The sequence below is a fragment of the Anaerofustis stercorihominis genome, from assembly GCF_005844425.1.
GTDB lineage: Bacteria > Bacillota > Clostridia > Eubacteriales > Anaerofustaceae > Anaerofustis > Anaerofustis butyriciformans.
The window spans coordinates 1-9931 of the sequence record NZ_SPHL01000050.1 but is presented as its reverse complement, the minus strand read 5'-3'; the positions used below and the strand labels follow the sequence as shown (position 1 = coordinate 9931).

The following is a 9931-nucleotide window of genomic DNA, read 5'->3' as shown; positions in this document are numbered from 1 at the left end:
AAGAATTTTTTTATGTTTATTTAAGATATCAACCTTATCTCTTTTTTCTTGTTTCAAAATATATTTTATATCTTTTAGAGGTAACATAAGATCTTTATAAAAAATAATTTCTTGAAGCAATACCAAATCTTCATCTGTATAATATCTATATCCGTTCTCTTTTTTCTCACTTGGGTTTAATAAGTTTATTTCATCATAATAATGAAGTGTGCGCACACTAATATCAAATAATTTAGAAACTTCACCAACAGTTAACTTCATATCTTACCTCCAAATTTAAAATACACTATTACCTAACGTTAGAGTCAAGAGAAAATTTAACTTTACTTATATAATTTTATTGAAGATACCAAAGCATACAGTATCGTACATAATATTAAACACCATATAACATAATCGAAAATCTTAATTTTAAATATAATATTAATTAAAAGACATAAGAAAATTGCTGATAAAATAAAAAAACTATTCCTGTTTGTCTATAATGAGGCTTTTTATTCATATTTTCTCTTTCCCTCTTTGAAGCAAAAAGAAAAGCGTTATTTAACAACGGACCTTTACAACTTAGCTGCAAAATACTTATTGTTAAACATATTAAAAATAATATTAATACAATAAAAATGGAAATTATATTATTCATATCTACCTCAATTTAAAATTAATTTTACATATTATACCATACAAAAAGAAAAGCGAGCTTATATTAATATAAACTCGCTTAGGAATACTATTTATCATATTTCTTTATAAATCCATGTCCTAGAGCATAAGGACCTGTATGAACACCAATTGTTGCTCCTATTTGTATCATATGTATTTCTTCTAATTTAACATTAGAATATTCTTGTAAAGATTTATGAAGTTTAAGTCTATATTCTTCTCCCTCTTCTTTACTGTATCCATAACCTACACAAAAAACATAATCATCAGGATTTTCATTTTTACGTTCAAAGAATTTTTTTGTATAATCCAAAACTTGTTTAATAGATTTTTTTCTGCTTCTTGCTACACCTGCTGAACAAACCTCTCCATATTTAAGCTCAATAAGAGGTTTCAAACCAAGTGCACCGGCAGCAAATCCCGCAAGTTTACCTATTCTTCCTCCATGTTTAAGATAATCAATACTTCCTACCGTAAAATGAATTCTTCCATATTCTTTAAGTTTTTCAAGTCTTTCATAACAATCTTCAAATTCAATGCCATTATCTCTCATTCTTATTGCTTCACCTACAAAAACTGCCTGCGAAGCTGTTATATTAATTGAATTTATTACTTTTATTTTAGCACTATCATATTTATCCTCTAAAACTTCTTTTGCCATTCTCGCACTATTAAAAGAACCGCTTAATTGTAAATCTGTACAAATGCATAATATAGGAATATTCTTTTCTACAAAAGGAGTAAATACATCTATATAGTCGTTAACGCTTGGAAGAGATGTTTTTGGGAAAACCGTAGGGTTTTCAACCATTTTAGTATAAAACTCTTCAACAGTTATAAAACTACCCTCTTTGTGTAATTCTTCATCTCCAAATGAAACATAAAAAGGAACAAGTTTTATATCATTTTCTTCCACATAACTTTTAGGTAAATCACAAGCACCATCGCTTATTATTTGAAAGCTCATATCTTTATTCTCCATTAATTTGAAATCTTAAATATTATACATCTAAAAAATATAAATAGCAATGTAGTAAAAACATATCTTTAATTTACAATGAAGTTTATTAAGAAAAAATTAAACTTTTTCATATTAATTGTTTTTTGCTTTTCTTTATTGTATCATTAAATAGCATTTTTTAGAAAAGAGGTAAAATTTTGACAGGAAAAAACAAAAAAGTAAATTGGCTTTGCTTTTTAATTTTATCAATATATCTGCTTATTGTATTTTCAATGACGCTAGTTCCTTATGTTGGAGAATATACATATGAACAACATTATAACTTAGTTCCTTTTCTAAGTATTAAAAACTACTGGCAAAGTTTACAATATACTGAACTTATAAATGGAGGAAAGCTTTCCATGATAGCTTTCATCAATTTATTTGGTAATATTGGGTTGTTACTTCCTTACGGATTTTTACTTCCTTTAACTTTTCCAGGAAGAATAACTTTTAAAAGAACTGTAAAAAGTGCATTTTTTATAACACTATTTATTGAGATAATGCAATTTTTCTTTTTAGTAAGCCGTGTTGCTGATATTGATGATGTGATATTTAATACAATAAGCGCTGTAATCGGATATATTTTATATTACATAATATGTCATAAGCACTATAAAAAATATAAGTATAATAAACCAAACGGTAAATATTTTAATTAAAAAAACACCCAAAAGGGTGTTTTTTTTAAAGTGCTTTTGTATTTATTTCATTTAAAGCTTTTTCAATAAATTCATCAACGCTCATTGCTCCTAAATTTTCACCATCTTTTCTTGCACGAACAGAAACAACGTTACCTTCCATATCTCTATCTCCTGCAATTAACATATAAGGAACTTTTTCAAGTTGAGCTTCTCTGATTTTATATCCCATTTTTTCGCTTCTATCATCAATTTCACATCTAATGCCTTTTTCTTCCAATTTATCTTTAATTCCTTTTACATATTCAAGGTTTCTGTCTGTAATAGGAATTAATTTAACTTGAACAGGAGCTAACCAAAGTGGGAATGCACCTGCAAAGTGTTCTGTTAAGATACCAATAAATCTTTCAATTGAACCGAAGATTACTCTGTGAATCATTACAGGTCTGTGTTTTTCCCCATCATGACCTACATATGTAAGGTCAAATCTTTGAGGCATTTGGAAATCAAGTTGGATTGTACCACATTGCCATGTTCTTCCAAGACAGTCTTCCAAGTGGAAGTCAAGTTTTGGTCCATAGAATGCACCATCTCCTTCATTTACAACATAATCCATTCCTTTTGCTTCCATAGCTTCTCTTAAAGCTTCTGTTGCCATGTTCCAATCTTCATCAGAACCCATTGAATCATCTGGACGTGTAGATAATTCTACATGATACTTAAATCCAAACATATTATATACATAATCAATAAAATCAATTACGCCAATAACTTCATCTTTAATTTGTTCAGGTAACATAAAGATATGAGCATCATCTTGAGTAAATGTTCTAACTCTCATAAGTCCGTGAAGTGCTCCTGAAAGTTCATGACGATGTACTTGTCCAAGTTCACCTATTCTTAAAGGTAAATCTCTGTATGAATACATTTTTCTTTTATATACAAGCATTGAACCAGGGCAGTTCATTGGTTTTATTGCATAATCGTTTCCGTCAATTTGAGTAAAGTACATATTGTCTTTATAATGATCCCAGTGACCTGATGTATGCCATAAATCTTCATTTAAGATAAGAGGAGTTTTAATTTCTTCATATCCTCTTTTTCTATGTTCTTTTCTCCAGAAGTTTTCAAGTTCATTTCTTATAACCATTCCTTTTGGAAGGAAGAAAGGAAATCCCGGACCTTCTTCACAAATCATGAATAAGTCCATATCTTTACCGATTTTTCTATGATCTCTTTTCTTTGCTTCTTCAAGCATTTCTAAATATTCTTCAAGCATTTTTGCTTTAGGGAAAGAAATACCGTAAATTCTTTGAAGCATCTTTTTGTTGCTGTCCCCTCTCCAGTAAGCACCTGTAATAGATAAAAGTTTAATTGCTTTTACAGGTTTTGTATTAAGTAAATGAGGACCTGCACAAAGGTCTGTAAAGTCTCCTTGTTTATAGAAAGATATAATGCTGTCTTCAGGTAAATCTTCAATTAGTTCAACTTTATAATCTTCTTTTTGTTCCTTTTCAAAATCAATAGCTTCTTGTCTTGGTAAAACGTATTTTTCAATTGAAATATTTTCTTTTACGATTTTTTTCATTTCTGCTTCTATTTTTTCAAGATCACTTTCAAGAAGCGGTATTTCTGTATCGAAATCATAATAGAAACCATTATCTATACTTGGTCCAATTGCAAGTTTTACTTTATCGCCATATATTCTTTTAACTGCTTGAGCTAAGATATGGCTTGTAGTATGCCAAAATGCTTTTTTGCCGTCTAAATCATCAAATTTATAAAATACAATGCTAACGTCTTTATCTAAAGTGGTTCTTATATCCACAATCTCATCATTTACTTTAGCGCATAAAACATCTCTTTTAAGTGCAGGAGAAATACTTTCAGCTACATCTAATACACTTACACCGTTTTCAAATTCTTTAATGTTTCCATCCGGAAATGTTACTTTTATCATTGTTATTTCCTCCTTTTATCACGGTAAAAAAATACCTTTACCTAACAAAAAAGTATATCAAAATATGTTATCAAAGTCAATTATACAACCATTAAAACACTGTATTTAAACAATATTTTATTAATACAATAATACATCAAATTGACAAATTTACAATATAGATATATCATTAAAAAAAAACAAAAGGCAGAAAACATGCAGCTTGATTTAACAAAAGGAAACATCACAAAAAAAATATTATTGTTTGCTTTTCCGATGATAATTGGAAATCTTTTGCAACAACTATATAACATAGCAGATACATTAATTGTAGGAAAATTTATCGGAAAAAATGCTCTTGCGGCAGTAGGTTCTGCCTATACATTAATGGTTTTTATTACATCAATTCTTTTGGGTTTATGTATGGGTAGCGGTGCAGTTTTTTCCATAAGATATGGAGAAAAAAATGAAGAAAAATTAAAAGAAAGTTTATTTGTTTCTTTTTCCTTAATTCTTTTAATAACAATTATATTAAATATTTTAGTTTTCATTTTTATTGATCAAATACTATATTTTTTAAATATTCCGGAAAATATTTTTATGATAATGAAAAGTTATACTTTTATTATTTTCTTTGGAATAACGGCAACTTTCCTTTACAACTATTATGCTTGTGTACTTAGAGCAGTAGGAAATTCAATCATTCCTCTCGTATTTCTTGGGATATCTGCAATTATTAATATTATACTTGATTTATTCTTTGTAATAACTCTAAATATGGGAGTAGAAGGAGCAGCCATAGCCACAGTATTTTCTCAGTACATCTCAGGTCTTGGAATAACAATATATACACTTTTTAAATTCCCTGATTTTAGATTCAAAAAGAAATATATGAAATGGAATAAAAATATTTTAAATGAAATATTTAAGTTTTCCTTCTTAACTTGTATACAACAATCTATAATGAATTTTGGAATTTTAATGGTACAAGGTTTAGTTAATTCTTTTGGTGCTACAATAATGGCAGCCTTTGCCGCTGCTGTAAAAATAGACTCCTTTGCTTATATGCCGGTTCAAGATTTCGGTAATGCATTTTCAACATTTATAGCTCAAAATTACGGAGCAAAAGAAACTGAGAGAATAAAAAAAGGAATAAAAAGTGCAATTGCTTTATCAAGCATTTTCTGTTTAATTATTTCCTTTATAGTTTTTGTATTTGCAAAACAATTAATGATGATATTTGTAAATGCAAATGAAACAGCAATTATAAATGCAGGAATAGAATACTTAAGAATTGAAGGTGCTTTTTATATAGGAATAGGATGTTTGTTCCTACTTTATGGTATTTACAGAGCAATAGAAAAACCTTTAATGTCCGTTATTTTAACAATTATTTCTCTTGGAAGCAGAGTCTTCCTTGCCTATACTTTATCTTCTATTTCATTTATAGGAGTAAAAGGTATATGGATGAGCGTGCCTATTGGTTGGGCGCTTGCCGATATTACAGGGATTTTATATTATTTAAAAAATAAAAATAAAATTGAAAAGAAACTTTTATCAAAATAAAAAAGACACTTAAGTGTCTTTTTTATTTTAACTATGTAATATTAATTGAATTTAAAAATTCATAAGTCCTAATTATTTTTATCAACAGCATTTACAGGACAAATACTATAACAATTTCCACATTCAAAACAATAGTTATCAATTATTTTATAAGGATTTCCTTTCTTTATCGCTTTAAAGGAACATACCTCAAAACACTTCCCACACCCTATACAATCTCCATTTATATGATAACTTGCTTTTCTAACATTTCCCCCTCCAATTGAAAATGTTTTTCTTAAAATGGGTTGTTGTGACATATCAAGATATTCGCCCTCCATATCGTATACCTTGAATACTTCAAGAGCCATTTTACTTTCTTCACTTGTATAAATTTCATTCATATAAGTATTTTTCTCAAATATTTCATCGAGTTTATCTCTACCTATATTCATTACTTTAGCTTTCATCATAATGGCTTTTGTAGACATTGTATCCATTCCTTTCATTGCAGATATGGAAACTACCTTTTTATCCATAAGTCTATCATAAAAAGGCTTCCCTTTTGCTGTTAAGAAATAAACACTGTCTTCATCATAAAGCATTAAATCTATAATGCTCGTTTCAGGTTCTCCGTTTTTATCTACTGTTGCAAAAACCGTAGAATGAACTTCATCTACCAAAAATGATAAATAATCTTTGGCTTTTTCCATTTTTTACTTTTCTCCTTTTAATATAGGACTTACCCCTTTATAAATAAGCATAGCAAATAATGAAATAATCAGACCTTTAATAATATTTGCAGGAATTGCACTAAATAAAATTACTTCAAATTTAGTCTGAATGAAAGGTATTATTTCTCCAAAAGAAGCAATAACCTGATCAATTGGCATAAATGCACTATACATAGGAAGTAAAACAAAATAATTAAGTAATCCTGCAACTACTCCCATTACTACACTTGCAATAATACAAGCAATTAAAGCAGTTTTCTTTGTTTTATTTCTTTTGTAAATTAATCCTGCAGTAAAAACAAAAGAAGCACCCATTGCAAAATTTGCAAGTTCCCCTATTCCGGCTGTTTGTGTTGAAAATACTTGAAGTCCGTTTTTAATTAGTTCAATTACAACACCAGCCATAGGTCCAAAAGCAAATGCACCGATTAATGCAGGAAGGTCAGATAAATCCATTCTTGCAAAAGATGGTGATAAAAGCATTGGTACTTCTAAAAATGCGAGTAAGAATGATACAGCAGCTAACATAGCCGTACATACCATTACCCTTGTACTGATTTTTGAGTTTGTTGTTTGATTTGTTGTTAAGTTTTCCATTATTCTCCTTATTATAGATATGAGGTGAATTTAAAAAATGCCTGTTATACTAAAATAACAGGGCATTAATTATCATATCTTCTTTCATCCGGACTATACCGTCGGTTATGGAATCACACCATATCAGCTTTCGCTCCCAGACTTTACTGGCGGTCAGGAATTACACCTTGCCCTGAAGATAAATTCTTCAATATTCAATTTTCTATAAAAATTTATTTATAAGAATAATTGGAGGATTACACCAATAAATAAATTCATTACTAAATAAGTATAACTCTTTTTTAGATTATTGTAAATATAAAATTTATATTATATAATCAAAATATAAAATAGGACTAAACAAATTATAAAAGCCCTTAAATAAAAGGAGGAAAATTTATGATAGAATTCAAATTTGATACACAGCTTCTTATTGCCGGAGAAAATTTAGACGAAGATGAAATCCATGATTATATAACAAATAACTTTAAAGGAGACTGTCTGCTTGCAGTCGGAGATGAAAAATTAATAAAAATACACTTTCATACAAATGAACCATGGGATGTATTAAAATATTGCAACTCTCTTGGCGACATACACGACATAGTAGTAGAAAATATGCAAAGACAAGCCGATGGTTTAAAAGGATAGAAGAATACGCTAAGCGTATTCTTTTTTCATATTAAGTTCATTTTATTTTTTATTTTTACCACTTATTTTTTAGATACAATATAATCAAATATTCACATTTTAACAAACTTATTTCACACTTACCCTTTATAATAAGTTTCACAAAAGTATTTAAGAAGTTATATTATAGCAATATACCATAACTAATTTTATAATAAAGGACCCTATAACTAATAATGCTCTAAATATAAATACTTTTTTAGATATTTGTTTTTTATTAAATCTCCTCTCAGTGTTTCAAATATACATTTTTATATCTTAAAAGATATAATTGGGAAGAATTAATTAATTTACCAAAACCTAGGTAAAACCATCCTAAAATTCATTTTGGGAAATATATGCAAGTAAAATATTTTGTATCAACCTACAAGAACTATAATATAACCCTATTTAGAGAAGTAAAAAAAGCAGTTACAACTGCTTTTTTTATTTTAATCTTATATTAGTAAAAACATCCTTACCGATATATCTTGCCTTATCCTTTAGCTCTTCTTCAATTCTTAAAAGTCTGTTATATTTAGCAACTCTTTCACTTCTGCAAGGTGCTCCTGTTTTTATTTGTCCTGCGTTAAAACCAACAGCCAAATCAGCAATAAAAGTATCTTCCGTTTCACCTGACCTATGAGATACAACCGTTGTATAATTATTTTTTCTTGCTAAATTCATAGTGTCTAACGTTTCGCTTAATGTTCCTATTTGATTTAATTTTATTAATATAGAGTTTGCAACCCCCATATCAATACCTTTTTTAAGTCTTTCTTTATTGGTTACAAACAAATCATCTCCAACAAGCTGAATGCTGTTATTAAGTCTTTCACTTAAGAATTTCCAGCTTTCAAAATCATCTTCCGATATACCGTCTTCAATAGATATGATAGGATATTTACTGGTAAGTTTTTCATAATATGCTATCATCTCGCCGTATTTTCGTTCTTTTATTTCATAAAAATACGAATCAATCTTTTTATCATAAAGCTCACTGCTTGCCATATCAAGAGCTATATATACATCATCTCCCGGTTTATATCCTGCATTTTCAATAGCTTTCATTATAAGCATAATAGCCTCTTCCGCACTATCTACATCAGGGGCAAATCCTCCTTCATCACCAACGGAAACACTCATCATCTTTTCAATTAAAATATCTCTTAATTTGTGATAGATTTCACTGCCCATTCTTAAAGCATCTTTAAAAGTATCTGTACTATGAGGAAGTATCATAAATTCTTGAACATCTAAATTGTTATTTGCGTGTTTTCCACCGTTTAAAATATTCATCATAGGAACCGGAAGTAATGTCGCATCATTATTAGATAACTGCCCTATATAACTATATAAAGGAAGTTTTAAAGATTTGCTTACGGCATCGGCACAAGCAAGAGAAACGCCTAAAATTGCATTTGCACCAATATTTCCTTTATTCTTACTACCATCTATTTTACATAATGCAGCGTCAATATCATCTTGATAAGCAGCATTCATTCCTATTAAATGAGCTTTAATATAATGATTTACATTTTCTACCGCTTTTAATACTCCGTTGCCTACATATCTATTTTCATCTTTATCTCTAAGCTCAACAGCCTCAAACTCACCCGTTGAAGCACCTGATGGAACAGCAGCCCTGCCAATAGAACCATCTTCAAGAACTACATCAACTTCAACGGTAGGATTAGACCTTGAATCCAAAATCTCTCTGGCATAAATATCATTAATTTTTGTATTTTCCAAAATATTTACTCCTCCTTTTTGTAAATATTTTTCTCTTTAAAATGAAATTTATACCATAAAATTTATATTATTAGACTCAAGAAATTAAAAAAATAACCACAATTTTGCGGTTATTTTTTTAATTTTATACATTATTATTTAATCTTTTACATATATCTAAGATTATTTTTAAATCATCTTCATTCATAATTAATAAGTTTTTACTAATCTCATTATACAAAATAGGCTCTTTAACATCTTCATTAAAAAAAAGTTTTGGAGTAACCTCTAAATAATCACAAATATATAAAAATTCTGTCATAGAAGGTAATGTTCTACCAGAAGCAATACTTTGAATATATCCTTTACTATGCCCTAAATCAGTACTCATTTTATATTCTGATACATTTTTCTTAATTCGTAATTCTGTTATTCT

General features: G+C 28.6%; 11 protein-coding genes and 1 riboswitch. Of the genes, 3 read left to right on the top strand and 8 right to left on the bottom strand.

What is annotated here, in order from left to right:
• The 3 genes from FGQ49_RS09515 to FGQ49_RS09505 all read right to left on the bottom strand — a co-directional run.
• Window positions 1-261: MerR family transcriptional regulator (locus tag FGQ49_RS09515; protein WP_138269634.1), on the bottom strand; the 261-nt coding region annotated here is incomplete at its 3' end.
• Between the two features lie 166 nt (window positions 262-427).
• On the bottom strand, window positions 428-640 hold the full coding sequence (locus FGQ49_RS10825) for a DUF3784 domain-containing protein (RefSeq protein WP_138269633.1): 213 nt from the start codon (window positions 638-640) through the stop codon (window positions 428-430).
• Window positions 641-727: 87 nt separating this feature from the next.
• Window positions 728-1627: a DegV family protein gene (locus tag FGQ49_RS09505; RefSeq protein ID WP_138269632.1), complete on the bottom strand. Its 900-nt coding sequence runs from the start codon at window positions 1625-1627 to the stop codon at window positions 728-730.
• A gap of 191 nt (window positions 1628-1818) precedes the next feature.
• Here FGQ49_RS09505 and FGQ49_RS09500 point away from each other — a divergent pair, with 191 nt between their 5' ends.
• Window positions 1819-2322, top strand: a complete 504-nt coding sequence (locus FGQ49_RS09500; RefSeq protein WP_138269631.1) for a VanZ family protein — start codon at window positions 1819-1821, stop codon at window positions 2320-2322.
• Between the two features lie 25 nt (window positions 2323-2347).
• Here FGQ49_RS09500 and thrS read toward each other — a convergent pair whose 3' ends face one another.
• The gene (gene thrS / locus FGQ49_RS09495) at window positions 2348-4261 is read right to left on the bottom strand and encodes a threonine--tRNA ligase (protein ID WP_138269630.1); all 1914 of its coding nucleotides are present in this window, start codon (window positions 4259-4261) and stop codon (window positions 2348-2350) included.
• A 195-nt stretch (window positions 4262-4456) separates the two neighbouring features.
• Here thrS and FGQ49_RS09490 point away from each other — a divergent pair, with 195 nt between their 5' ends.
• On the top strand, window positions 4457-5806 hold the full coding sequence (locus tag FGQ49_RS09490) for an MATE family efflux transporter (RefSeq protein WP_138269629.1): 1350 nt from the start codon (window positions 4457-4459) through the stop codon (window positions 5804-5806).
• 68 nt (window positions 5807-5874) lie between these two features.
• On the opposite strand, the gene FGQ49_RS09485 is transcribed toward FGQ49_RS09490, so the two are convergent.
• Together FGQ49_RS09485 and FGQ49_RS09480 are read right to left on the bottom strand one after the other, a co-directional pair.
• The gene (locus tag FGQ49_RS09485; protein ID WP_138269628.1) at window positions 5875-6498 is read right to left on the bottom strand and encodes a 4Fe-4S binding protein; all 624 of its coding nucleotides are present in this window, start codon (window positions 6496-6498) and stop codon (window positions 5875-5877) included.
• Between the two features lie 3 nt (window positions 6499-6501).
• Window positions 6502-7116: an ECF transporter S component gene (locus FGQ49_RS09480; RefSeq protein WP_243112251.1), complete on the bottom strand. Its 615-nt coding sequence runs from the start codon at window positions 7114-7116 to the stop codon at window positions 6502-6504.
• A 72-nt stretch (window positions 7117-7188) separates the two neighbouring features.
• A riboswitch (FMN riboswitch) is annotated at window positions 7189-7300 on the bottom strand.
• A 194-nt stretch (window positions 7301-7494) separates the two neighbouring features.
• Between FGQ49_RS09480 and FGQ49_RS09475 the strand changes: the two genes are divergently transcribed.
• Entirely contained in the window at window positions 7495-7746 is a 252-nt protein-coding gene (locus FGQ49_RS09475) for a kinase to dihydroxyacetone kinase (RefSeq protein WP_138269627.1), read from the top strand.
• A 465-nt stretch (window positions 7747-8211) separates the two neighbouring features.
• Here FGQ49_RS09475 and eno read toward each other — a convergent pair whose 3' ends face one another.
• Both eno and FGQ49_RS09465 read right to left on the bottom strand, forming a co-directional pair.
• Complete coding sequence (gene eno / locus FGQ49_RS09470; RefSeq protein ID WP_371922836.1) at window positions 8212-9519, bottom strand: phosphopyruvate hydratase; 1308 nt, start codon at window positions 9517-9519, stop codon at window positions 8212-8214.
• Window positions 9520-9640: 121 nt separating this feature from the next.
• On the bottom strand, window positions 9641-9931 hold a 291-nt coding region (locus FGQ49_RS09465; protein WP_138269625.1), incomplete at its 5' end, for a helix-turn-helix domain-containing protein.